Genomic DNA, 23682 nt, shown 5'->3' on the forward strand with positions numbered 1-23682 from the left:
AATATTTTTAAAAACGCTTTTTTTTTGTAGTTATATTCTATATATTTCCGAAAAATTAAATGTAGCTCATGGATCAAAAAGTACGTTACGAAATCGAATTCCCTATCAATTCATCGCCTCAATTGTTGTATCAATATATATCGACTCCATCAGGTTTGTCTGAATGGTTTGCTGACAATGTAAATTCAAGAGGTGAATTTTTTACTTTTATTTGGAATGACTCCGAAGAAAAAGCTAGATTAGCTTCTAAGAAAACAGGAGAAAAAGTAAAATTTAAATGGGTAGATGGAAATAATAAAGATACGGAGTACTTTTTTGAATTGCATATTTTAGTCGATGAGCTTACCAAAGATGTCTCTTTAATGGTAGTCGATTTTGCAGATAAAGACGAGGTGGATGAAGCCACACTATTGTGGGAAAATCAAATTTCGGATCTGAAACATCTTATAGGTTCTGTGTAGAAAATCATATTTTATAACTTATATTTGCCCTGAATAAAATTTAGGGCTTTTTTTATGATTAATTTTAATGGGACTATTGTGTCTGAGGATGGCAATATATTGTCACAAAACCGTGCTTTTTTGTTTGGTGATGGAGTTTTTGAAACAGTTAAAATAATAAACGATAAAATTCTTTTTCTGGAAGATCATTATTTTAGATTAATGTCTTCCATGCGCGTGGTAAGAATGGAAATACCCATGAATTTCACAATGGAATACCTGGAGGAACAAATACTTTCTTTAGTAACAAAAAAGGCAATATCTAATTCCTCTCGAGCCAGAATTACAGTGTATAGGAATGATGGAGGTTATTATTTACCACAAAAAAATACGGTGTCTTTTTTGATTCATGCTGTAGCGCTTGAAAACACATTTTATTCTATCGAAAAAAAGGAGTATGAAGTAGATTTATATAAAGATTTTTATATTACTAAACAATTGCTTTCTTCCATCAAAACGACTAATAAAATCATTAATATAACGGGAAGTATTTTTGCAAGTGAAAACAGCTTAGACAATTGTTTATTGTTAAATGACAGTAAGAATGTGGTTGAAGCATTGCAAGGAAATATTTTCCTGGTTTTGGGAAATAAATTGATTACACCGCCAGTTTCTGAAGGATGTCTTAATGGGGTTATGAGGAAACAGATTTTAAATCTTGCTAAAAACATAGAAAATTTAGAAGTTGTTGAGGAAGTAATCTCTCCTTTCGAACTTCAAAAAGCAGATGAATTATTTGTAACAAATGTTATTAAAGGAATTCAGCCAATCACTCAATATCGCAAAAAAACATTCGCAACAAACATTTCCTTACAACTGTTAGAGAAGCTTAATGAAATGATAAAGATTGCTTAGTTCAAGTATGGATTTTCTGGTGCATTTGACCAGATCAGGTATTCGCCACCTAATTCCATAATTTGTTCTTTCCAAAAATGAGTTGCTGATTTTCCTATTATTTTATTCTCATAGCTATTTGCAGTAATAATCCAAGAGTGGCTTTTCATTTCGCTTTCTAGTTGATTTTCATGCCAGCCAGTGTATCCCAAAAAGAATCGAATGTTATCTTTGCTTATCTCTCCTTTATTGATGAGTTCTTTAGTAGATTCAAAATCACCACCCCAATAAATTCCATTCGATATCTCAATACTATTGGGAATCAGTTCTGGAATATTGTGAATAAAATATAGATTGTCTTGTTCTACTGGCCCACCATTATAGATTTTAAACCGCGCATCAATATCAGGTATCAAATCGTGAATGGTATATTTCAAAGGTTTATTAATTATAAAACCAACGGATCCCTCTTCGGTATAGTCAGCTAGTAAAATTACCGATCTATTGAATGATAAATCCCCAATTATCGTAGGCTCTGCAATAAGCAAATATCCTTTTTTTAATTTATCTGTTATCATCGGATTAGAATTTTTAATAAATTTAAGTTTTTTATTATAATAGTCCCAAATAAAATCGTTGAAACACATAAAAAAACCTTCCAGTTGGAAGGTTTTGATTATATAAGGGGGACTAAAATTAGTTTACCGCTCCTTCTAATTCTGCACCTGCTTTAAATTTTACTACATTCTTAGCAGCGATTTGTATAGTCTTCCCAGTTTGAGGATTTCTACCGTCTCTAGCTGCTCTAGCAGAAACAGACCATGATCCGAAACCTACTAAAGATACTCTTCCACCTTTTTTCAAAGTACCTCCTACGTTTCCTAAAAATGACTCTAAAGCTAATTTTGCAGCAGCTTTTGTAATTCCTGCATCAGCAGCGATAGCATCGATTAATTCTGATTTGTTCATAATAAATAGTTATTAATTGTGGTTAAAATAAATTGTTAATACACAAATTTAGTAGGAAATACGTTCCTTGCAAGCGTTTTATGTTAATTTAGCTTGATTTGTTAATAACTTATTTTTTTTGTTGATAAATCAATAGTAATATCTGATTAAAGTTTATAATTACCCGTTTTTGTTGGTGTTAATAGGCTTTTGCCTCATTTGAAAAAGTAATTCCATTCAGTAATTCAGGCGTGCTCATTTTCTTTTTGCCGGGAAACTGTAATTGGAGTATTTGAATAAATCCATTTTTTACAGCAATCTTCATTTCTTTTTTGGTACAAATCAAACTGCCGATTGTGTAATTATGCTCTTCAGAAAGGATCTTGGATTCATATATTTTCACATTCCATTCTTCGTTTTTGTCTGCAAAAAAGCACCAAGCAGCAGGGTAAGGACTTAAGCCTCGTATCAAATTGTTTATTGTCAAAGCTGATTTTGTCCAATCTATTTTGCAATTCTCTTTATTTAGCTTGTAGGCCGTTTTAATATCAGCATCATCTTCTTGGATAGTTGTTGTTACGTTTCCTTTTTCGATCTTCTCCAAAGTGTCAATAACGGTCTTACTTCCCAATTCCATTAAGCGATCGTGCAAGTGTCCTGCATTTTCGGTTTTATCAATTGGAATTTCGGAACTTAAAATCATGGCGCCGGTGTCAATTTTATCATCTAAAAAAAAAGTAGTTACTCCTGTTTTTGTTTCACCGTTTATGATGGCCCAATTTATAGGTGCTGCACCACGATAGTTTGGCAGTAAAGATGCATGAAGATTAAAAGTGCCTAAGGATGGCATTTCCCAAACTACTTTTGGTAGCATTCTAAAAGCAACAACAATTTGTAAAGTTGCATTCAAAGATTTTAATTCTGATAAAAAAGTCTCGTCTTTTAAATTTAAAGGCTGTAATAAAGTAAGATTATTAGTTAGTGCATATTCTTTTACTGCTGAGTATTTTAATTTTTGTCCACGACCTGCAGGTTTGTCTGCAGCGGTAATAACGCCTACAACTTCATAGTTGTTCTGGATTATAGTATCTAAAATTCCTACAGCAAATTCTGGAGTTCCCATAAAAACAATTCGTAATTTTTCCATTATAATTTTAAAGTATATTTATTATTTGGTTGTACCAAAATTGTATTGTTTTCTAATAAATCTTGAAGTACAAAGATAACATTGTCCTGACTATTTTTAGTTTTGGTTTGAATGTCTCTTGAGCTTAAATCTTCGGTTTGCAATAAAGCAATTATTTCTTCCGCAAGTAGGGCGATGTCTTTATTCTTAATTTTATTGGTAATGCAAAACGAACAAATACCACAGTCAACAGTCGTTTTTTCTCCAAAATAATTTAAAATCAATTTATTTTTGCAAACCTTTTTGGAATTGATGTACTGAATAACGGATTGTAATTGCGCTATTTTTAATTGATTTTGATTTTCTAAATGTTTTGAAACCCGATTAATGGTTCTTTCATCTTCTCGTACTTCATTGAATAATAAAGTGGCGTCATTATTTTTAGAATGGTATTCTATAATTTTTTTTTCTTTTAATTTATGTAAAACAGTCTGTATTTCGGTTTCCTTGTGATTTGATTTTTTAGCAATCAATTGTACGTTGAAAGCAGTTTGCATTTCATAAATTCCCGGATACGTGCGTAATATGGCTAAAATAATTTCCTCATCATTCGGATTTAAACTCATATACCGGAGTACTTCTTTGGAAGGTATAAGAAATTGTAAGGTGATTTTTTCTGAAAATTCTTGGGAAAGATTAATAATTCCTTGCCGATCTAAAAACTGCATGGCATTGTAGGTTTTTAAAGTGGGGAATTCATATTTTGAACAAAAACGGTGCAAATTGAATGTAAACTGTTCGTTGATACCTTCTCCGTAGGCAATTTGAAAATAATTGCATAACTTGATATACATTACATTTAGAAATTTTTTGTCAGGAAGGATATTTATAAATTGGTTTTCTACCTGAATCCTGTCGGAAGGGCTTGTAAGTACTATTGCAAAGGCTCTTTCTCCATTTCTTCCGGCACGTCCGGCTTCTTGATAATAGTTCTCCATGTTTTCGGGGAGTTGAATATGGATTACCGTTTTTACATTGGCTTTGTCAATTCCCATTCCAAAAGCATTAGTTGCCACAATAACTTGTACGTCCTCCTTCATCCAGGATTCCATGTTTTTATCTTTTTCTTTGTACGAAAGTCCGCCGTGATAATAGGTTGCTTTGTATCCCAACGAATTCAGTTGGGAAGATATATCTACACACGATTTTCTGTTACGTACATAAATTATGGAGGGTTGCGGGTTTTTCTTCAAAATCTGTTCTATTCGGAAAAGTTTATCCTCGACTTCAAAAACCATATACGCAATATTTTCTCTAGCAAATGATTTTTCGAAAACCTGTGGTTTATGCAATCCTAATTCACTGATAATATCCTTTCTGACTCTTGGAGTTGCCGTAGCTGTTAACGCTAAGAAAGGTACTTTTGGAAAATGTTTCTTTAGTTCTGAAATTTTCAAATAAGCGGGACGAAAATCATGCCCCCATTGGGACACACAATGCGCTTCATCAATTGTGATTAAATTAATAGGGAGATTTTTTATTCGCTCTAAAATCCAATCGGATTGGAGTCGTTCTGGTGATAAATAAAGGAATTTATAATTTCCGAACTGGCAATTGTCCAGTAAATCAATCATTTCTTCGGATCTGATACCTCCCGTTAAGGCGATGGCTTTGATATTTCGCTTTTGCAAATTAGCGACTTGGTCTTTCATTAACGCTACCAGAGGGGAAATAACGAGGCAAATCCCTTCTTTCATCATGGCCGGAATCTGGAAACATACTGATTTTCCTCCACCCGTTGGCATTAACGCAAAGGTATCTTGATCACTTAAAACGGAGTTGATAATTTCGTTTTGTAGCGATCTAAATTTGTCGTGTTGCCAATATTTTTGAAGAATAGCTACCGCTTCTTGCATAGATTTTAGGTTTCATTTTGTAGATAACATCCCAAATCGTAAATCCTAAAGTTGCAATTTATTTAGAAATTTCATCTAAGATAAAAAGAATTCGGTTATCAAGTGTATCTTTAGGTACTTCGATGAGTTCATAACCATAATTTTGATAGGTTTCGGTAAGGTGGTTGTAGATAAGTTTAGCTTGTTCAAAGTTTTCATAACGTTCTTGATCACTTATGTATATTTCCTCCCATGGCGGAAGCAAGAAGATTTTTGAATATAAATGTTCGCGACAGGCTACATCAAAAGTGGCTGGATAACTATCACCAATGTAATGCATATAAGCTAAAACATCTGGAATACCTCTGTCGATAAATACGACATTATGAGGTTCTTTTGAAGCGTTTTGAAATTGTTTTTTTCTCCCTTCCAGAAGTAATTCACTGAATAACAATGGTTTTTCTAAAAATAATTGTTCTATTCCTTGTTTCTTTGCCTCTAATGTGACTTCCCGAGAAATTTCCGGATAGCAACAATATCCGCTAGCGATCAATCCGTCGATGATTGTTGTTTTACCTGTTCCGGGACCGCCAATGATAACTATGATTTCTTTCTGCACCTTTAAAAAATAAGGGGCAAATTTACTTAAACTTATTGGGATTTGAAAAAATGATTGCGCTTAAAATAAGAATAGACAAAAAATCATAATTCAAAATTCATAATTTACGTTTGAAACCGTATATTTGCCCTTATTTTTAAATAGAAAATGGATAAGAAGACGGAAGAATTTTATGATAGATTAAAAGTTGAGTTGGATATGAGTAATACATGGCCAGCGGAATACTTATTTAAATTTATTGTACCAACAGAAAGTGATAATGTAGAACGTGTTGAGTTGGCTTTTGATTGCATGGGTGCGGTTATAAAAACTACTAAATCCAAGACAGGGAAGTTTACCAGTATATCTGTTGATGTCACCGTAAAAGATGCCCAAGAAATAGTAGATAAATACCTAGAAGTTTCTACCATAAAAGGGATTATTTCCCTTTAGATATAAAATAAAGTTTTGAGGCAATAGGTTCGAATGGTTCTAATGTTCGAAAAAAAGCCATAAAAATCAAAAAGATACATTCGAATATGAACTCAAAATATATTAAAGAAAACTCAAACGATGTGGTGCATCACTTGGAATATAATGCTGAGCGATCGCATTTGATTATTCCAGAATATGGGCGCCATTTGCAAAAATTAATAGATCAGGCAACTAAAATCGAAGATGATGTAGAACGCAATAAAGCTGCAAAATACATTATTCAGGTAATGGGGAGTTTGAATCCTCATTTGCGCGATGTTCCTGATTTTCAACATAAATTGTGGGATCAGCTTTTTATTATGTCTGATTTTAAATTAGTTGCCGATTCACCGTATCCTATTCCATCACGTGAAGTACTGCAATTAAAACCGGATGTTTTAAAATACCCCCAAAATTTTCCGAAATACAGGTATTATGGCAACAACATAAAATACATGATTGATGTAGCCAATAAATGGGAAGATGGTGAGATGAAAAGTGCTTTGGTAAAAGTAATTGCCAATCACATGAAAAAATCCTATTTGAGTTGGAATAAAGATACTGTTAAGGATGATGTTATATTCGAACATTTATTTGAACTATCCGATGGTAAATTAAACTTGATTCAAAGTACGGAAGAGTTATTAAATACCACTGATTTATTAAGAACCAATAAACGTGTTTCTAATAAAATTTTGCCGGTTGGTCAACCAAAAATTCTTAGCAATAAGAGTGCAAAAACTGGAAAGCCAAACCCAATTCACAAAAACCAAAATAGAAAACCTTTGTAAGTAAGTTATAAAATAGGCATTATAAGTTGTGAATTTTTTTAATAGTAACTTTTAGCGCGTAACTTTTTAACTCAAAATTAAATAATTTATAACTGTAAAAAATGGGAATTTTCAAAATAGAAGGAGGCATTAGTCTTAAGGGAGAGATCACGCCACAAGGGGCTAAAAATGAGGCATTACAAATCTTATGTGCCGTTCTGTTAACTCCTGAAAAAGTGATTATCAATAATATTCCTGATATTATTGATATCAATAAACTAATTACGCTTTTAGGAAATTTAGGGGTAAAAATCCAAAAAACGGGATCAGGCTCTTATACTTTTCAAGCAGATGAAGTAAACATACAGTATCTGGAAACAGAAGCATTCAAGAAAGAAGGCGGTTCCCTGCGAGGTTCTATTATGATTGTTGGACCACTTTTGGCCCGATTTGGTAAAGGTTATATCCCAAAACCAGGGGGTGATAAGATAGGTCGCAGAAGATTAGATACCCATTTTGAGGGTTTTATAAATTTGGGTGCTAAATTCCGTTACAACAGAGAAGACCATTTTTATGGTGTAGAAGCTCCTAAAGGATTAAAAGGAGCTGATATGTTACTGGATGAAGCATCGGTAACTGGAACGGCTAATATTGTTATGGCAGCGGTTTTAGCTAAAGGTAAAACAACAGTTTATAATGCTGCTTGCGAGCCTTACTTGCAACAATTATGTAAGATGTTGAACTCGATGGGAGCAAAAATTACAGGGGTAGGATCTAATTTATTGACTATTGAAGGGGTTGAAAGTTTAGGCGGTTGTGAGCATAAAATTCTTCCGGACATGATTGAAATTGGAAGTTGGATTGGTCTGGCTGCAATGACAAAATCAGAAATTACTATAAAAGATGTTAGCTGGGATAATCTGGGTGTTATTCCTAACACGTTTAGAAAATTAGGAATCACTTTAGAACGACGTGGTGATGATATCTACATTCCCGCTCATGTTGATGGGTATGAAGTAAAAACGGATATCGACGGTTCTATTTTAACGATTGCCGATGCGCCTTGGCCTGGATTCACTCCGGATTTATTGAGCATTGTTCTAGTGGTCGCTACACAAGCAAGAGGTGATGTTTTGATCCATCAAAAGATGTTTGAAAGTAGATTGTTTTTTGTCGATAAACTGATTGACATGGGGGCTAAAATCATGCTTTGTGATCCACACCGTGCCGTTGTTATGGGACACGATTTCAAATCGCAACTCAAAGCAACAACAATGTCATCACCAGATATTCGTGCGGGAATCTCTTTATTGATTGCGGCACTTTCTGCAAAAGGAACCAGTACCATTCAAAATATAGAACAAATTGATAGAGGATACGAGCGTATTGACGAACGATTGAGAGCTATTGGTGCCAATATTGTGCGCGCATAATTAACATAAATCATTAAAAATTTCGTTTAAGTAAGCCAGAAAGGATTTGAATCTAATATTCAATTCGGTTTACTTAAACGATTTTACTTTTATTTCACCTTTAAACAAAGCGCATGTCTAGCGAACAAACGGCAATCAAAGCAACTTATTTTAGTATTATTGGAAATACTTGTTTAGCTATTATCAAAGGTTTGGCAGGTTTTTTTGGAAATTCGTATGCCTTAATAGCAGATGCCATTGAATCTACTACTGATATTTTTGCCTCTTTTTTAGTGTTGTTTGGAATCAAATATTCCAACAGGCCAGCAGATAAAAATCACCCTTACGGACATGGTAGAGCAGAACCATTGATTACTTTTTTGGTTGTAGGTTTTTTAATTACTTCGGCTACGATCATTGCTTATGAAAGTGTTATTAATATCGGAACACCACATCAATTGCCAAAACCATGGACTTTAATCGTTCTGGGTGCCATAATTATTTGGAAGGAATATTCTTTTCGATTGGTGATGAAAAGAAGTATTCAAACCAATAGTTCATCACTAAAAGCAGATGCTTGGCACCACCGTAGTGATGCAATAACCTCTGTTGCGGCATTTCTTGGGATTTCAATCGCTTTGGTTTTAGGAAATGGATATGAGTCGGCTGATGATTGGGCGGCACTTTTTGCGTCAGGTTTTATTCTGTACAATAGCTATCAAATATTTAGACCGGCTTTAGGGGAGATAATGGATGAACATTTATACGATGATTTGATAGACCAAATTAGATTGATCTCCCTTCAAGTTGACGGGATAATCGATACGGAAAAATGTTTCATCCGAAAAGCTGGGATGCAATATCACGTGGATTTACACGCTAGGGTGGATTCAAATATTACGGTAAAAGAAGGACACGATCTGGCACATAAACTGAAAGATACGTTGCGGGAGGAAATCCCCGAATTAGGACACGTGTTGATTCATGTAGAACCAAATGATTAATCAGGACAGTTCCATAAAAATTGAGAAAGGTACCGGAAATGTTTCCGGTGCCTTTTTTAATTTGGTTTTAAAATTTCAGTCGAAAATTTACTCTAATATATTTAAAAACTTTAGTCCAAAAATGATACCGTCACCTTGAAACCCATTTTGGTAGGAACGAACATAATCAACACGGAGCATTTTAAATTTGCCAAAACCTAAATTGTCTAAACCCAAGGTAATTTCAGTATAGGGTTTGTTATTGGGTGTTGAAAGTGCATGAGCACCCAAAATCAATGTTGATTTTAGTTTGTTCAACAAAGGGATCTTATTCATGATATACCCTTTGTCGTTATATTCGGTATGAGCCTCGAGATAACGGTCATTTGTACTGTTAGAATAGTACGGCAGTAAGTTAAATACGTTCAAATAACGCGCTGTTTGTCCTATGTGCGTTTGATTGCCATTGAAATGTTTGTAATCCATAAATGCAATATTATCTGCATTGAGAAATTTTCCTGCTTTTAGATTCAAACCTAAAACGCCTTTGTTTGCTAATGTTAGGTCATACGTTAATCGGGTGTTGAAATGGTCAAACTCATATTTCTGTTCATTGGCTGCAAATGCTTTCTCGTAGCCTAAATAAAGCGTGGGGTATTTTTCATTTCGAATGTTAAATTTTCCGTCAGGGCGGGAAGAATACTTGTTTCCAAAATTGATTTTCGCATACAAATTAGCTTTCGTTAGATGGTGTTTTTCAAAAGCAGGTGTACTATAATCATCTGCTGCCAAAGGATTATTGGAGGTGTATACATCATTTTTGTTAAACAAAGAGAAATTAGTGTTGTTGAACAATGGTTTGCGTTGTTGGTATTCTATTCTTCCACCCAGATTTACTCCATTTGCAATATCTTGACTGTAGCCTATGGCTAACGATTCTAGATTATACAACTTCATAAAATTGTTCTTGAATGCCAGTGAACTTACTGTGTTTATAATTTTGCTTATGGGTTCGCTCGGATTAAATTGCTTGACGGAACTTCCGCCTGTAATATTTAAAGTGGCATAATCCTGATTGTTGAACCGATGGATAAATTGTCCGGAAACACGCAAACGGTCTTCAGCAAAACCATAATTTAGTTTGGCACTTAAGGAAGTGTATATTCCTTTGTTTTCCTGATTTTTCCAATTTGTAAATCTAAAACCAGAATCAAAATTATATCCTTGCACGGTATTAAAACTTAACGAACCAAGGTTTAGTAAACCTTCATAGCTGAGGCTGTATTTTTCTTTACTATTCTTGTAGGTGTAACCAGTTAGTACCTTTAATGGTTTGAATTTGTTTCCTTTTGCATCTACTGAGTCCAAGTATTTTTCGGAATTTCGTACCTTGAAAATACTGTCTTTTCTAATGTAATCCGTGCTTTCTTCTATTGTTAACGGAATGGGCCTGTTGTTGTTCCAAAAAAGACTGTCTTTTTTATTGGCATTAATTTCGATACGCGTAATTTCATTGGTAAAAGTCTTGGGAGCAAAAGCATTTATAAATTCATAGTTGCTGTATACGTAATTGTATTTACCGGTAAATTGTATTCCAAAAGCACCTGCAGTGATTTCAAGACTCTGAGTATTCTTGGCCCAAATTTTATTACTGTTGTTATAGCTAAAGTTTTGTTGTAAGGTCATTACATCAACAAATTCCTCTTTCATTCGATACCCTTTTATATCCAAATTAACGGCATAAATGGCCCATGAATCTTCTACAATATAAATATACCCTTCAAAAACGGGTTCGCTATCGCGTTTTGGGATCACTTTTATTTTGTTAATCATATTTTTATTCTCGTCAAAAAATGTACTTTCTAAGGAGTAGTTGTAGTAATTGAAAGCGTTGTTTGCTACTGGGGAAATCATTGCTACACCAAAATCGATAGAGTTGTCATAGAAATCATAGAATGAAGATCTGGCCGTATTGTAGCTATAGCCATTATCCCTGCCACTTACTTTAGAGGCGGTAACTACCTCTTTTAAATTGTTGGGTTTTTCAAATGCTATTTTCGAAAAGGTTTCTGATAAAGAAATAATACCGGTTCCTGTAGAATCTAAAGAGCCATTGAGATCCCCAATTTTTTGGCCTAATATTTTTTTTGGTGCATTTTTTAGTTTAAAAATACCTCTTGAATAAAAATCAGCGTTGAATCGATTTGTTTTTTCGGTATTTTTTTTCCTGCTAGTAATAGCATTTTTTATAATTGCTACCGCTGGATTTATTTTTTTATTGATGATTACTTCATTCAATGAGTAACTTTCTTCAATCATTTTTATATTTAACAAATAGGGAAGTTTGTCAGTTTGTATTACTATTTTTTGGGTTTTAAACCCTAAAAACTGAAAGACAACCGTCGGTTTTTCTTTTTTCTTTAAAGTGAATTCATAATTACCTTGTTCGTTTGAAGTGGTGCCATTATAAGAATCTTCTTGGAAGATAGTTACAAAGGGCAAGGCATTCCCTTTTTCGTCCGAAATGGTTCCTTTTAATTGTGCTGTACTGACAAGCGAGACCAATAAAAATAATAGTAAAAAGTGTTTTTCCATGAAAGTTTTTTCTTTCACAAAAATAAAAGAAGTTTAAAAAGACCGTATTAAATATTTGTTAAACATTTATAGGGATGAATATTATAGCTAAAAACTATAGAAAAGACTGTATTGCTAACTCGTAACTTTTTAATCCAAAGCCCAAAATAACACCTCTGGCATTTCCTGAAATATAAGATTGATGTCTAAAACTTTCACGAGAAAACGTATTCGAAATATGGACTTCAACCACTGGAGTGGTAACAGCTTTCACTGCATCTCCAATACCTATAGAAGTGTGTGTATATGCGCCAGCATTTATGATAATGCCATCGGATGAAAAACCAACTTCTTGAATTTTATCTATCAATTCACCCTCAATATTACTTTGAAAATAAGAAAATTTCACAAATGGGAATTTTAATTGTAAAGTACTATAATATTCTTCAAAAGTTTCGCTTCCATAAACCGCAGGTTCCCGTTTGCCTATAAGATTAAGGTTTGGGCCATTAATAATACTGATTTTCATAATTACTGTTTTTGTAAAAATAAAAAAACCGTTCCAATTTATAGAACGGTTTTGATAAATTTAATTTTTATTATTCTTAGAATGTGAATCCTGCTGAAATTTGTAGTACTGAATTTTTAACTTCGGCTTCTTTTGAAGCTTCAGTAAGTCCTAATACATAGCGACCTTGTAGAAAAATGTTTTTAGTAACATTTAGAGTTAATCCACCTGCTACTCCAAATTCAAACGTTTCTGCATTTTTAACATCAAATTCGTTTCTCTCACTCAATAAGAAAGATGCTTGTGGTCCAAGATCTAAACTAACGGTTTTGTTAAAATGTATTTTTGCTAAAACCGGAATGGATAAATATCCCAATTCATTTTTGAATTCTTCAAAAGCATTTTTATACGTTGCTCCTTGTGTCGAATATAATAATTCGGGTTGTATAGAAAAACCATCTGTTAATTTAAGTTCAGCCACTAAACCAGCATGATAACTGGTAATTGCATCCGTGTTATAATTGTCACTGTTCACGGTAATATTGCTTCCTGATTGATTTGCGTAATTTAAACCACCTTTAAAGCCAAACTTGACTAATTGTGCTTGCATATCTACTGATACGGCAAGTAGTACTACTGCTACTAGAATTATTCTTTTCATAATTTGTTTTTTTAATGTTAATTAGTATTAATTGAAATGGGACTTTTACTTAAAACTATTTTGTTAGATAATTATTGTTAAGCGTTTTCTTATTTTACATTAACCAAAAATTGGTCCAAAACAGTGCTAAATTAATATTTATTGTTCTTTTTTACAACATTTTAAGGTTTTAAGTATTTTTTATAGGTGTAAGATAATGATGTACAGCAAGTTGATGTTTGTTGAATGCCGGGGCAGTTTATTGTTTTTTATAATAATATTAGAGTCTTTTATTTAAAAAATTATTTTTTAAATAAATAAACAACTTATTATTTTTTCATATCAGTCAATTATCTTAATAAAAATAATTTCATTTTAATATTAGATCTTTCGGGATCGTTTAAAATGTTAATAACTTGTATCGGTAGGAATGGAATTATTTTAAAATTAGTATACTTTTATGAAGATATTAATTTGGAATCATAAAAAATGAAAAAACGTATTTTCTTAGTATTAATTGCTTTTGCTTGTTTTAGTAGCTATGCCCAAAAGGAGGGTGGTTTTAGAGTAGGTCTTGATTTAGGTGTGGTTCCTTCAAATGGCGGAGGAGGCTTACTCTTATCTTTAGAACCTAAATATAACATTAAAGACAATATGAATATAGGTTTAAGAATGGGTCTTGCAGCAATTGTGCGTGATGTCAAACAAAGCAATGGCCAGGTTGACAGTGCAAAACTTTCGGCAAACAGTTCTTTTGTTGGAACCTATGATTATTATTTCAGTACTTCAGGCAAGTCTTTTGTTCCTTATATCGGCGGGGGTGCTGGTTACTATGCGATTGGTAATGTTGAATTTGATGAATCTGATGTTAATTCCGGTACTCAATTGCAGCCAGAAACTAGTGGTGTTTTTGGAGGTTTAGTTCGGGCAGGTTTTGAATGGGGGAAATTCCGAATGGGTTTAGAGTATAATTTAATGCCTGATACCAGCTTACAAGATACTAATGGAGTTGATCAAGGAACTGTGGCGAATTCTTATTTAGGAATTCATTTAGGCTTTTATTTAGGTGGTGGAAAATGGAGAAAATAATTATTTTATAAAATAATAGTTTAAGACCACTCATTGTAGTGGTTTTTTTATGCTTAAAAAGTGTTACTTTGTGGTTATGGATTGGATCTCATATATTAAAAAGTATCAATCGTATTTAAAAATAGAACGCGGTTTGTCTAAGAATACTATTGAAAATTACTCGTATGATATAGAACGGTTGTGTCTTTTTTTGGCAACAAATGGTATTGAAGTTTCGCCAATAGAAATTCAAGAAGAGACGTTGCAACAATTTATATACAGTGTTTCAAAAGAAGTAAATCCTCGCTCACAAGCCAGAATTATTTCAGGACTTAAAAGTTTTTTCACCTATTTGATATTTGAAGATTATCGAACGGACAATCCATTGGAGCTTATTGAAACTCCTAAAACTGGTCGAAAACTTCCCGATACTTTATCGGTTAAGGAGATTGACAATCTTATTGATGCGATTGACTTAACCACAAATGAAGGGGAACGCAATCGGGCAATGCTCGAAACACTATATGGTTGTGGGCTTCGGGTTTCCGAATTAGTAACTTTAAAAATTTCTGATTTATTTTTTGAGGAGGGATTTATTAAAATTACAGGAAAAGGAAACAAACAACGTTTTGTGCCCATAAGTGAATTTACTCAAAAATACATCCTGATTTATCGCAATACCATACGAACTCATCTGAGCATTCAAAAAGGTTATGAAGATACCTTGTTTTTAAACAGAAGGGGAAAAGAGTTGACTCGGGCAATGATTTTTACTATTATTAAAAACTTAGCGGTGAAAATTGAATTGAATAAAAATATCAGCCCACATACGTTGCGGCATTCATTCGCTACACATCTTCTTGAAAATGGGGCTGATTTACGTTCCATACAATTGATGCTAGGGCATGAATCAATTACTACAACAGAAATATATGTTCACCTGGATCGCAAATTTTTGACTCAGGTGATCAACACTTTTCATCCCAGAAAAAGTTTAGATGTTTAATAGTAAGATCTAATAAGAATAAAAAAAAGACGTATCGATTATTACATCAAGACGTCTTTTTTATTTTTTAGAAATTACGAAGTTTTATTTAGCAATATTTACAGCTCTTGTTTCACGAATTACAGTTACTTTAACTTGTCCTGGATAAGTCATCTCTGTTTGAATTTTTTGTGAAATATCAAAAGATAAGTTAGCTGCATTTTCATCTGAAACTTTCTCACTCTCCACAATTACACGAAGTTCTCTACCAGCTTGAATGGCATAGGCGTTTTTTACACCTGTGAATCCATATGCTACTTCTTCAAGATCTTTCAAACGTTGAATATATGAATCCAATACTTGTCTTCTTGCTCCTGGTCTTGCTCCTGAAATGGCATCACAAACTTGAATAATAGGGGATAATAATGATTTCATTTCGATCTCATCGTGATGCGCTCCAATAGCATTACACACTTCTTCTTTTTCACCGTATTTCTCGGCCCATTGCATTCCTAATAATGCGTGGGGCAAATCACTTTCGGCGTCTGGGACTTTACCAATATCGTGTAATAAACCAGCTCTTTTAGCTAGTTTTACGTTTAAGCCAAGTTCAGCAGCCATGATTCCACAAAGTTTAGAAACTTCACGGGAGTGTTGCAGCAAATTTTGTCCATATGAGGAACGGTATTTCATGCGTCCTACTACTTTAATCAATTCAGGATGTAGCCCGTGAATTCCTAAATCGATAACAGTACGTTTACCCACTTCTATAATTTCATCATCAATTTGCTTAGCAGTTTTTGCCACTACTTCTTCAATACGAGCCGGGTGAATTCTTCCGTCAGTGACTAATTTGTGTAAAGCCAAACGGGCAATTTCTCTTCGGACAGGATCAAAACAAGAAAGTATAATCGCTTCCGGCGTATCATCTACAATGATTTCTACTCCAGTGGCGGCCTCTAATGCACGGATATTTCTACCTTCACGACCAATGATTCTACCTTTAACGTCATCTGATTCAATGTTAAAAACCGAAACACAGTTTTCTACTGCTTCTTCAGTTCCAACTCTTTGAATAGTATTGATTATGATTTTTTTAGCCTCTTGTTGCGCTGTTAATTTAGCTTCTTCGATGGTGTCTTGTATGTGAGACATTGCTTTGCTTTTGGCTTCCGCTTTTAAACCTTCCACCAACTGATTTTTAGCTTCTTCTGCTGATAAACCAGAGATTACCTCTAATTGTTGCAATTGACTTTTGTGAAGCTTGTCAACTTCAGCTTGTTTTTTATCTAAATTCTCAATTTTAGTAGTAAATTCTACTGTTTTAGTTTCAAAATCATCATTTACTTTTTTAGCTTTTGATAATTCGTTTGAAATTTGAGATTCTTTATCACGTACTCTTTTTTCTATTTCAGCAACTTTTTTGTCACGAGATAAAATAACCTGTTCATGTTCTGATTTTAATTCAATAAATTTCTCTTTTGCTTGAAGAATTTTATCTTTCTTTATATTCTCGGCTTCCAAATTAGCATCTTTCAAAATCGACGCGGCCTCTTTTTTTGCATTTTTAATTAAATTGGAAATATTGCTTTTTTCTATCAGTTTTGCGATACCAAAACCCGCTACAATACCTATAATTCCTGAAATAATAATCGTTAATATGTTGTCCATGTTTGTTAAAATTTATATATAAAAAAGCCTACATTAGAGTGATTGAATAAACTCGAAAAGACAAGTTTTGAGCTAACTCACTGTTCAAGTTTCCTCGCCGAAGCGTGGCATGCTTTAGTAGTGATGATTTGCTCATTCTAAATTGTTAGTGTTGAGTTTACCAAATATGAACTAATGTAGGCAGTATCTTAGTTTTTGTAAAGAACGTTTATTTGTCGAGATATTGATCTAAAACCGCATTGATTTTTTTAATTCTTTCGATGGTTGCTTCTCCATCTATAGCATTATCAATTTGTTTTTGTTCTGTTTGTGAGGCAAATTGTAAGGCACACATTGCCAATACGTCTTGTTTGTCACGAACCGCATAATTTTCCTCAAATTGCTTTATCATCGTATCAATTTTTTTTGAGGCGCTTCTTAGCCCTTCTTCCTGAGAGAGATCAACCGTTAATGGATACACCCTGTCTGCTATTGATATTTTAATTTTAAGCTTTTCGTCCATATCTTTATTAATCTGATAGCTGAGCTATGCAATAATCGATTTCGCGAATTAATGAATTTATTTTAAGCTTTGTATCTCTTTTATTGTCGTCACTGCCTAGTAATGTATTTGCAATTTTGAGTGTATCATACTGCGTTTTCAGCGCTTCAATCTGTTGTGACTGAGTTTGTATAATTGACGCAGTTTTTGTTAATTCATCTTTTAAATCTTGATTATTTTTCTCTAAACTTTTCATTTTAATAAAAAGTTTTTCGACTTTATTTTCAAGAGTATCAATAATTTCTGCTATAACACTCATTATATATACAATTCATTACATAATCATACAAAGTTAGTATTCCTTTTTAATTTTGCAATATTTTATTATTTTTTTTGCATTAAATTAATTAAATAGCAGTTGTACAAATGGTTAAGAACGGCTTTCTATAGTGCTGTTTGGAATACTTTTTTTATCTTAGCAAAAATGTAAACAATGAAATCCTACCTATATTTATTATTTTTTTGCACCTCAGTTTTTGCCCAAGTTGAGTATCCAAAAGATTATTTTAGATCTCCGTTAGATATTCCAATACAATTGTCCGGGAATTTTGGAGAATTGCGGCCCAATCATTTCCACGCTGGTTTTGATTTGAGGACCCAACAAAAAGAGGGATTAAAAGTATTCGCTGTCGCAGACGGGTATGTTTCAAGAATAAAGATTTCTACTTTTGGTAACGGAAAAACAATTTACATCAATCATCCTAATGGATTTACATCGGTATACGGTCATTTAAAATTAGCGAATGATGTTATAGAAAAATACCTCAAGGCGATCCATTATAAAGAGCAATCATTTGAAATTGAAATGTTTTTAAAGCCAGATGAAATGGTCGTGAAAAAAGGGGAAGTAATTGCATTTTCTGGCAATACAGGCTCTTCCGAAGGGCCACACTTGCACTTTGAATTTAGGGATACTAAAACTGAGTTCGTGATCAACCCGATGCTTTTTGGATATAATAAATTTTTAAAAGACACAAAAAAACCAATTATTTCAGGTGTTTATGTATATCCCTTAAATTCAAAAACTACGGTGAACCATTCGAAACGACCTTTGGTATTGAATGTTTCCTTACAAAAAGACGGAACTTATCTTTCAGAGAAAGTAGTAGCCAATGGTGTAATAGGTTTTGGGATTTCGGCTTATGACATGGATGATGTTTCGTTTAATAATAACGGGATCTATAAAGTACAAACCTTTTATAATGGAAAGCCAAATTTCGGATACGAATTCAATACCTATTCATTTGACGACATGCGCTACATCAATGCGCTGATTGATTATTCGAGATATAAAAAAATGCAACAACGGGTTCAGAAACTTTTCATGAAAAATCCTTACAATTTGAGCTTTATTAAGGCTGATGAAAACAAAGGAGTTTTACCTGTATCTCCAAATGTAGCATCGTTGTATCGCATTGAGGTTTCAGATTTTTTTGGAAATAAAAAAATGATAACCATTCCTATTCAATATGATTTGTTACCCACAATTATAAGCCAGGAACCTCTTAAGTCAAATTATTTTGTTAATGCTAATAAAGACAGCAATTTTGCTTTAGCGAATATGTCAGTTTTCTTTCCTGCAGGAACTTTTTACGAAGATTTTGATTTGAATTTTGATGTAAAAAATGACACGCTCTTTCTACATGATGATACAGTTCCAGCACATACTAATTTCATTATCTCAATTGAAGATAGTACAGCTACGGAAGCTCAAAGAGAAAAAATGTTTATCGGTAGAATTGAAGGAAAAAAAATAAATTACAACTCAACGTATAGAAAAGACAATGTATTCAGTACGAAGGTTAAAATTTTAGGAAAATACGCTCTGATTTCAGACACTGTAGCTCCTAGAATAAGTATGGTGGTACCTGTTGAAGGAAAATGGTTGAGTGGGCAAAAGACAATTCAGCTTTCTGTATACGATGACTTGTCAGGAATCAAATCATACAACGGTTATTTGAATGGAAAATGGATTCTATTAGAATATGATAATAAAACCAGAAAACTAACTCATTATTTTAGTGATGGTATGGCAGCTGAAGGGCGCAATGATTTAAAAGTGGTTGTAATTGATAACGTAGGAAATTCAACTACCTTTAATACTCATTTTTTTAGAAATCAAAAAAAATAAAATCAGTTGAGTACTAATAAAATATTTTTTATTTTCTTTTTTTTCTTGGTGAACCTAAATTTATGGTCCCAAACCGCTAGAATAAGAGGAGTTGTTTTGGACAGGAATAATCAGCCAGTAGAAAACGTGAATGTTTCTTACCCAGGTTTTGGTACTCGCACCAATCAAAATGGTTTTTACGATATAAAAGTTCCTGTGAACCAAAAGGTAATACTCGTTTTTACACATGTAGCGTTGAAAAAAATAACGATAACTTTTACTTTGGGTTCTGATGAGCAAAAAGAGTTTAATCCTGTGATGAGTGATCAGGACGAACAGATGGGTGAAGTGATTGTGACCTCTAGTAACAAAAAGCGTATTCAAGGTATAACTACAATTGAACCGGAAGTTCTTCGAAAAATTCCCGGTGCAAATGCTGGTGTCGAAAATATTTTAAAAACCTTACCCGGAGTAAATTCGAATAATGAATTGAGTACACAATACGCCGTGCGTGGTGGGAATTATGATGAAAATTTGGTTTATGTGAATGAAATCGAAGTCTATCGTCCGTTTCTGATTCGGTCAGGACAACAAGAAGGATTGAGTTTTACCAATACGAATTTGGTTCAAAATGTAGATTTCTCGGCGGGAGGTTTTCAAGCTAAATTTGGTGATAAATTGTCATCGGTTTTAGATATTACCTATCGTAAGCCGATTAAATTTGGAGCTAGTATGGAAGCGAGTTTTCTTGGCGGAAGCCTCTCGCTTGATGTGGTTTCCAAGAATAAAAAATGGTCTGCTGTTACGGGAGTTCGATACCGAAACAACAGCCTTTTGGTAAAAAGCCAAGAGACACAAACAAATTTCACTCCATCCTTTGCCGATATTCAAACCAATATAAATTATCAGGCTTCAGCGAAATGGCAATGGAGTTTTTTGGGGAATATTTCTCAAAATAAATACCAATATCAGCCGTTATCACGGCAAACTAATTTTGGAACCATAGATAATCCTATGGCACTTACTGTTTTTTATGAAGGTCAGGAAAAGGATAAATACGATACGTATTTTGGCGCCTTAAAAACAACATTCAACGTTTCTGATACTTTTACTTTAAAATTTATCGGTTCAGTTTTTCATACTTTAGAGCAAGAGTATTTTGATATTTTCGCGCAATATCGTTTAGGCGAAGTCGATTCCAGTATTGGATCAGCAACTTTTGGGGAAGTGGCTTTCACAAGGGGTATTGGTTCTCAGCTCAATCATGCCAGAAATGATTTGGATGCCTTAATTGTAAATACGGAGATAAAAGGATTCCACGATTGGAAAGAAAATCAATTTGAATGGGGAATAAAATATACACGAGAATCCATTCGCGACAGAATAATAGAGTGGGAGGTAATTGATTCGGCTGGTTTTTCATTGAATCCACCAATTATTGATTTGCCTAAAAAGGACCAGCCGTATTTGCCTTATACTGGACCGCTTGTTCCGTATCAAAATATCCGGGCGACTAATTTTAACTCCATAAATAGATTTTCAGGATACGGTCAATGGAGTTTGAAATCGAATATTGGTTCGAGTGAAGTTTGGTATAATGCCGGCGTGCGCTTGCACAATTGGGAAGTTATAGGGGCTACAATATCCGGAAAATCCCAAATTACTGTTAGTCCCAGAGCACAATTTGCCATAAAACCAAATTGGGAGAAAGATATGGTGTTTAGACTTTCGGGAGGATTGTACCATCAACCGCCATTTTATAGAGAAATGAGAGCTGCTGATGGAATGCTGCAACCCAATACCAAAGCGCAACAGTCTGTACATTTAGTTTTTGGGAATGATTATAGTTTTAAGATGTGGAAGCGTCCTTTTAAACTCGTATCAGAACTATATTATAAATCATTGACAGATGTAAATACGTATACCATTGACAATGTTCGCATACGTTACGCAGCTAACAATAATGCAACTGCGTATGCGCAAGGATTAGATGTTCGATTGAATGGGGAGTTTGTTCCGGGAACAGAATCGTGGTTTAGTTTTGGTTATTTGAAAACAGAGGAAAATAGTAATGATAAAGGGTATATTGCCAGACCTACGGATCAAAGATTAAAATTTGGGCTTTTGTTTCAAGATTACATGCCTAATATTCCAAGTATAAAATTGTACTTGAACTTGGTCTACAACACAGGATTGCCAGGAGGTTCTCCATCGTACGCAGATCCTTATTTATACCAAAACCGCTTGAATGATTACCGCCGTGTAGATGTTGGTTTCTCCAAAGTTTTTATTGATAACACTACAGTAAAAAAGAATATGGGTTGGTTCAAAGATTTTAAAGAGTTGGCCATAGGTTTGGAGATTTTTAATCTTTTTGACAATCAAAATGCCATCACCAATACCTGGGTTCGCGATGTATATTCGAAAAATCAATATGCGATTCCGAATTATATGACAACGCGGGTTTTTAATGTGAAATTGACGGCTAAGTTGTAACAAGAAATTAATGAAATTTTTAAATCGAATACTATAAATTAGATAAATCAATTACTGAATACCATTACCATTTTTTAAAAATGATTACATTTGAATTTTAAAGTACATTAACATGAAAAAATTACATATCACACTAATAGGAATAGCAGTTTTGCTTTTAGCAAGTTGTAAAGAAGAGATAGAAAAACCGAAAGTGTCTTACGATAGAAACAATAGAGCAAGGGAACTTGCTAGAGCCGATTCTTCTCAAATACAAATTGCTGATTTGCCCCTTCAAATGGAAGGTACAGATTATTTGCTTCATCCGGTTGCGGATTTAAGCATTCGTGAAAAAGGCATCAAAGCACGGTATGGGTCTTCGAGTGTAAATGATTTGAGTTTTACTATTTCTAATTATGGAGAATTTGAAATTACTGGTTTTTTACAGAATATAAAATTTCAAAAAATCGATTCGGATTCCATCAGAAAATTGACAGACAAACCCGTTTTGATTCAAACAGCAACGTATTTGAAGTCAGTTGCTGATAGAACCAATAACCAAATTATGGTGTATACGATGGTTGATATGGATACTAATAAGGATGGAAAATTAGATACGAGTGATATAAAAGCGTTGTATTTAAGTGAAATTAGTGGCAAGAAGTTCACAAAGATGTCGTCAGATTTTCAGGAATTGATCGATTGGAAATTGATAGGTTCCAGAAATCGTTTGTACTTCAGAACCGTTGAGGACACTAATAAAAACGGTGAATTTGATAAAAAGGATGTGGTGAATTATTACTATATTGATTTGTCTAATAAAGAATGGAAAATAATTGGTTATGAGCCGGTTTAGAAGCAATTTTTCTAAATTAATATATCACTTTCTAAGTCGGATTTTTCAATCGTAAAATCAAAACCCAGTTGTTTCACTAATTGGATAACGAGATTTTTATACCAATTTTCGGATTTGGGATGAATGTATATTTTTTCAATCAATTGATTGATGTTTACATTAATTTTTAATCCTTCATTAATTTTGATGTCGCTTTCACCAATGTCTGATATGATGCGGACTTCACCTTCGTATTGAAAGCTTTTTCGTTTGAATAAAAAAGGAAAAAATAGATCATCAAACGGAATGTGTTCTTTTTTGTAATCGATGTAATTTACTTCTCCAATATATTGATTGAAACTGGTTTCAGGAATAAGCGATTCTTGCAAACGTCCAATAGTGGACTGAATAGCTAAACCCTCACTGTTTTGCGTAAAAATTTGCCACATTGCGAAGGATTCGTATTCATTGATATGCCAACTGCTGATGGCTACTTTTTCGCGATGTGTTTTATAGTAGTTTAAAAAGTCAGGATTGTCAATGGAGAGTTTTTTTATCTCTTCAAAAGTAGGTTCACTAAAGGTACCTTCATATTGATCTTCAAACTTATCAGATCGGGACATGAATAGCTTTTCTGACATCAACAAGTCCAGGAACTTAGACAAATCAAGATACTTCCAAACAACCGTGTTTGGGTCTTTTGGAAGTTTTATGTTGGGATTGTTGATGTACATT

At 33.6% G+C, this 23682-nt stretch carries 23 protein-coding genes; 11 read left to right on the top strand and 12 right to left on the bottom strand.

The window, feature by feature from the left end:
• Positions 1–68: 68 nt before the first annotated feature.
• The gene (locus AC0608_RS10680) at positions 69–461 is read left to right on the top strand and encodes an START-like domain-containing protein (protein WP_417960645.1); all 393 of its coding nucleotides are present in this window, start codon (positions 69–71) and stop codon (positions 459–461) included.
• Positions 462–515: 54 nt separating this feature from the next.
• Positions 516–1355: an aminotransferase class IV gene (locus tag AC0608_RS10685; protein ID WP_478289048.1), complete on the top strand. Its 840-nt coding sequence runs from the start codon at positions 516–518 to the stop codon at positions 1353–1355.
• On the opposite strand, the gene AC0608_RS10690 is transcribed toward AC0608_RS10685, so the two are convergent.
• From AC0608_RS10690 to AC0608_RS10710, 5 genes are all read right to left on the bottom strand, one after another.
• On the bottom strand, positions 1352–1912 hold the full coding sequence (locus AC0608_RS10690; RefSeq protein ID WP_417960642.1) for a YqgE/AlgH family protein: 561 nt from the start codon (positions 1910–1912) through the stop codon (positions 1352–1354). The genes AC0608_RS10685 and AC0608_RS10690 overlap by 4 nt on opposite strands.
• A gap of 118 nt (positions 1913–2030) precedes the next feature.
• Positions 2031–2303, bottom strand: a complete 273-nt coding sequence (locus tag AC0608_RS10695) for an HU family DNA-binding protein (RefSeq protein ID WP_073017033.1) — start codon at positions 2301–2303, stop codon at positions 2031–2033.
• Positions 2304–2481: 178 nt separating this feature from the next.
• Positions 2482–3429, bottom strand: coding sequence for a methionyl-tRNA formyltransferase (fmt, locus tag AC0608_RS10700; RefSeq protein ID WP_478289049.1), 948 nt, complete (start codon positions 3427–3429; stop codon positions 2482–2484).
• Entirely contained in the window at positions 3429–5324 is a 1896-nt protein-coding gene (locus AC0608_RS10705; RefSeq protein ID WP_478289050.1) for a RecQ family ATP-dependent DNA helicase, read from the bottom strand. Before AC0608_RS10705 ends, fmt begins: the two co-directional genes overlap by 1 nt.
• A 58-nt stretch (positions 5325–5382) precedes the next feature.
• Positions 5383–5922 (bottom strand): AAA family ATPase, encoded by a 540-nt coding sequence (locus AC0608_RS10710; protein ID WP_417960636.1) that lies wholly within the window; start codon positions 5920–5922, stop codon positions 5383–5385.
• 147 nt (positions 5923–6069) lie between these two features.
• Between AC0608_RS10710 and AC0608_RS10715 the strand changes: the two genes are divergently transcribed.
• The 4 genes from AC0608_RS10715 (at position 6070) to AC0608_RS10730 (ending at position 9561) form a co-directional block, all read left to right on the top strand.
• On the top strand, positions 6070–6354 hold the full coding sequence (locus AC0608_RS10715; protein ID WP_478289051.1) for a DUF493 family protein: 285 nt from the start codon (positions 6070–6072) through the stop codon (positions 6352–6354).
• An 86-nt stretch (positions 6355–6440) separates the two neighbouring features.
• Entirely contained in the window at positions 6441–7166 is a 726-nt protein-coding gene (locus AC0608_RS10720; RefSeq protein WP_417960632.1) for a DUF4290 domain-containing protein, read from the top strand.
• 101 nt (positions 7167–7267) lie between these two features.
• Positions 7268–8578 (top strand): UDP-N-acetylglucosamine 1-carboxyvinyltransferase, encoded by a 1311-nt coding sequence (gene murA / locus AC0608_RS10725; protein WP_417960630.1) that lies wholly within the window; start codon positions 7268–7270, stop codon positions 8576–8578.
• Positions 8579–8691: 113 nt separating this feature from the next.
• Entirely contained in the window at positions 8692–9561 is an 870-nt protein-coding gene (locus tag AC0608_RS10730; protein WP_417960628.1) for a cation diffusion facilitator family transporter, read from the top strand.
• 87 nt (positions 9562–9648) lie between these two features.
• On the opposite strand, the gene AC0608_RS10735 is transcribed toward AC0608_RS10730, so the two are convergent.
• From AC0608_RS10735 to AC0608_RS10745, 3 genes are all read right to left on the bottom strand, one after another.
• The gene (locus AC0608_RS10735; protein WP_478289052.1) at positions 9649–12135 is read right to left on the bottom strand and encodes a DUF5686 and carboxypeptidase regulatory-like domain-containing protein; all 2487 of its coding nucleotides are present in this window, start codon (positions 12133–12135) and stop codon (positions 9649–9651) included.
• Between the two features lie 94 nt (positions 12136–12229).
• Entirely contained in the window at positions 12230–12643 is a 414-nt protein-coding gene (locus tag AC0608_RS10740) for a type II 3-dehydroquinate dehydratase (RefSeq protein ID WP_417960624.1), read from the bottom strand.
• Positions 12644–12719: 76 nt separating this feature from the next.
• Positions 12720–13283 (bottom strand): porin family protein, encoded by a 564-nt coding sequence (locus tag AC0608_RS10745; protein ID WP_478289053.1) that lies wholly within the window; start codon positions 13281–13283, stop codon positions 12720–12722.
• 468 nt (positions 13284–13751) lie between these two features.
• On the opposite strand from AC0608_RS10745, the gene AC0608_RS10750 reads away from it, so the two are divergent.
• Positions 13752–14351 carry a hypothetical protein gene (locus AC0608_RS10750; protein ID WP_478289054.1) on the top strand — a complete coding sequence of 200 codons (600 nt, stop codon included), beginning with the start codon at positions 13752–13754 and terminating at the stop codon, positions 14349–14351.
• 76 nt (positions 14352–14427) lie between these two features.
• Positions 14428–15336, top strand: coding sequence for a site-specific tyrosine recombinase XerD (xerD, locus tag AC0608_RS10755; RefSeq protein ID WP_478289055.1), 909 nt, complete (start codon positions 14428–14430; stop codon positions 15334–15336).
• 84 nt (positions 15337–15420) lie between these two features.
• Here xerD and rny read toward each other — a convergent pair whose 3' ends face one another.
• The 3 genes from rny to AC0608_RS10770 all read right to left on the bottom strand — a co-directional run bounded on the left by rny (position 15421) and on the right by AC0608_RS10770 (position 17786).
• Positions 15421–16986, bottom strand: a complete 1566-nt coding sequence (gene rny, locus AC0608_RS10760) for a ribonuclease Y (RefSeq protein ID WP_417960616.1) — start codon at positions 16984–16986, stop codon at positions 15421–15423.
• Positions 16987–17194: 208 nt separating this feature from the next.
• Positions 17195–17488, bottom strand: coding sequence for a cell division protein ZapA (locus AC0608_RS10765; RefSeq protein ID WP_417960614.1), 294 nt, complete (start codon positions 17486–17488; stop codon positions 17195–17197).
• A 7-nt stretch (positions 17489–17495) separates the two neighbouring features.
• The gene (locus tag AC0608_RS10770) at positions 17496–17786 is read right to left on the bottom strand and encodes a coiled-coil domain-containing protein (RefSeq protein ID WP_417960612.1); all 291 of its coding nucleotides are present in this window, start codon (positions 17784–17786) and stop codon (positions 17496–17498) included.
• Between the two features lie 174 nt (positions 17787–17960).
• Between AC0608_RS10770 and AC0608_RS10775 the strand changes: the two genes are divergently transcribed.
• The 3 genes from AC0608_RS10775 to AC0608_RS10785 all read left to right on the top strand — a co-directional run bounded on the left by AC0608_RS10775 (position 17961) and on the right by AC0608_RS10785 (position 22968).
• The gene (locus AC0608_RS10775; RefSeq protein ID WP_478289056.1) at positions 17961–19658 is read left to right on the top strand and encodes a M23 family metallopeptidase; all 1698 of its coding nucleotides are present in this window, start codon (positions 17961–17963) and stop codon (positions 19656–19658) included.
• Positions 19659–19664: 6 nt separating this feature from the next.
• Entirely contained in the window at positions 19665–22133 is a 2469-nt protein-coding gene (locus tag AC0608_RS10780) for a TonB-dependent receptor (RefSeq protein ID WP_478289057.1), read from the top strand.
• Positions 22134–22245: 112 nt separating this feature from the next.
• Complete coding sequence (locus AC0608_RS10785; protein WP_478289058.1) at positions 22246–22968, top strand: hypothetical protein; 723 nt, start codon at positions 22246–22248, stop codon at positions 22966–22968.
• A gap of 11 nt (positions 22969–22979) precedes the next feature.
• Here the strand turns inward: AC0608_RS10785 and AC0608_RS10790 are convergent, their stop codons facing one another.
• The gene (locus AC0608_RS10790; RefSeq protein WP_417990241.1) at positions 22980–23681 is read right to left on the bottom strand and encodes a hypothetical protein; all 702 of its coding nucleotides are present in this window, start codon (positions 23679–23681) and stop codon (positions 22980–22982) included.
• Between the last annotated feature and the right edge of the window lies 1 nt (position 23682).

It is taken from the genome of Flavobacterium sp. GNP008 (genome assembly GCF_056428965.1).

Coding starts and splice junctions, on each gene's coding strand:
- AC0608_RS10680 (WP_417960645.1), top strand. CDS start 69: ATGGATCAAAAAGTACGTTACGAAATCGAATTCCCTATCAATTCATCG.
- AC0608_RS10685 (WP_478289048.1), top strand. CDS start 516: ATGATTAATTTTAATGGGACTATTGTGTCTGAGGATGGCAATATATTG.
- AC0608_RS10690 (WP_417960642.1), bottom strand. CDS start 1,912: ATGATAACAGATAAATTAAAAAAAGGATATTTGCTTATTGCAGAGCCT.
- AC0608_RS10695 (WP_073017033.1), bottom strand. CDS start 2,303: ATGAACAAATCAGAATTAATCGATGCTATCGCTGCTGATGCAGGAATT.
- fmt (WP_478289049.1), bottom strand. CDS start 3,429: ATGGAAAAATTACGAATTGTTTTTATGGGAACTCCAGAATTTGCTGTA.
- AC0608_RS10705 (WP_478289050.1), bottom strand. CDS start 5,324: ATGCAAGAAGCGGTAGCTATTCTTCAAAAATATTGGCAACACGACAAA.
- AC0608_RS10715 (WP_478289051.1), top strand. CDS start 6,070: ATGGATAAGAAGACGGAAGAATTTTATGATAGATTAAAAGTTGAGTTG.
- AC0608_RS10720 (WP_417960632.1), top strand. CDS start 6,441: ATGAACTCAAAATATATTAAAGAAAACTCAAACGATGTGGTGCATCAC.
- murA (WP_417960630.1), top strand. CDS start 7,268: ATGGGAATTTTCAAAATAGAAGGAGGCATTAGTCTTAAGGGAGAGATC.
- AC0608_RS10730 (WP_417960628.1), top strand. CDS start 8,692: ATGTCTAGCGAACAAACGGCAATCAAAGCAACTTATTTTAGTATTATT.
- AC0608_RS10735 (WP_478289052.1), bottom strand. CDS start 12,135: ATGGAAAAACACTTTTTACTATTATTTTTATTGGTCTCGCTTGTCAGT.
- AC0608_RS10740 (WP_417960624.1), bottom strand. CDS start 12,643: ATGAAAATCAGTATTATTAATGGCCCAAACCTTAATCTTATAGGCAAA.
- AC0608_RS10745 (WP_478289053.1), bottom strand. CDS start 13,283: ATGAAAAGAATAATTCTAGTAGCAGTAGTACTACTTGCCGTATCAGTA.
- AC0608_RS10750 (WP_478289054.1), top strand. CDS start 13,752: ATGAAAAAACGTATTTTCTTAGTATTAATTGCTTTTGCTTGTTTTAGT.
- xerD (WP_478289055.1), top strand. CDS start 14,428: ATGGATTGGATCTCATATATTAAAAAGTATCAATCGTATTTAAAAATA.
- rny (WP_417960616.1), bottom strand. CDS start 16,986: ATGGACAACATATTAACGATTATTATTTCAGGAATTATAGGTATTGTA.
- AC0608_RS10765 (WP_417960614.1), bottom strand. CDS start 17,488: ATGGACGAAAAGCTTAAAATTAAAATATCAATAGCAGACAGGGTGTAT.
- AC0608_RS10770 (WP_417960612.1), bottom strand. CDS start 17,786: ATGAGTGTTATAGCAGAAATTATTGATACTCTTGAAAATAAAGTCGAA.
- AC0608_RS10775 (WP_478289056.1), top strand. CDS start 17,961: ATGAAATCCTACCTATATTTATTATTTTTTTGCACCTCAGTTTTTGCC.
- AC0608_RS10785 (WP_478289058.1), top strand. CDS start 22,246: ATGAAAAAATTACATATCACACTAATAGGAATAGCAGTTTTGCTTTTA.
- AC0608_RS10790 (WP_417990241.1), bottom strand. CDS start 23,681: ATGTACATCAACAATCCCAACATAAAACTTCCAAAAGACCCAAACACG.